The following is an 828-nucleotide window of genomic DNA, read 5'->3' on the forward strand; positions in this document are numbered from 1 at the left end:
ATTCAAAATCTCCACCAATACGATTTGACAGAGACCCAAAAAAATGACCGCAAGCAATGAGTTCCATTGCTTGTGGTCACGCCTAATCGAATTAGTAACGATCCACAAAAACTTTATCCATGAGTAATTGTAGCCCAATTCCTTTCTAATGTAAACGCTTTATTTAGTTTCCTTTTTGTATTTCATCTCTCATCCCATGTTTGGCACGCATTTGCAGCCCATAAATAAATTAATTTTTTTGCTGAGAAACTATCTATACAACTAATAATCCAGTAGTTAATATGATCATTAATAAACGAGTACCTTTAATTCTGATCATTTCAAACGCCGGACTAACTTGGTTTTAGTCTTCTGTTTTTTGACGGTTATGAATAAGTTGCATAGTTTGTCGGACAATGGGTTGTGCAATCAATAGTTCAACAGCTAGAGCAATTGCAAAGTTTCGGGGCCATTTCACAAAAAATTGCTGAAATGGTGTCCAACTAATTTGTTGGCTGCCAATCCAAGTTCCCAAAACTGTCATAAATATCGAAATTAATAAAACAGAGCACAAACCATTAATCACCATGTGCGCCAAAAAACTGTCTTCACGATCGACAATTCTTTCTGTCAGCCATCCAGCAGGCTGTTGTGTCAAAAGCACGATAGCCAAAACCGTTATCCACATTAATGGAATAATGGCTAAAACTTGGTGCCAAGTTTGCCAGCTAAATCCAATCTCAAACCCCGTAATAACGGGGGCAATAATATTTACTGAGATTATGGAAATTAAAAACATAAATAAAACTGTTTCCTTCTTGTTCTGTGGTAATTTTGTACTAGGCCCTG

At 36.6% G+C, this 828-nt stretch carries 1 protein-coding gene; it reads right to left on the minus strand.

Going from position 1 to position 828, the window contains the following annotated elements; all coding sequences use genetic code 11:
* Positions 1-343: 343 nt before the first annotated feature.
* The coding region (locus tag PPA04_RS09500) for a DUF2798 domain-containing protein (protein ID WP_147206828.1) at positions 344-828 on the minus strand (485 nt) is incomplete at its 5' end.

The sequence above is a fragment of the Pediococcus parvulus genome (assembly GCF_007990205.1).
In the GTDB taxonomy this organism is placed as follows: Bacteria; Bacillota; Bacilli; order Lactobacillales; family Lactobacillaceae; genus Pediococcus; species Pediococcus parvulus.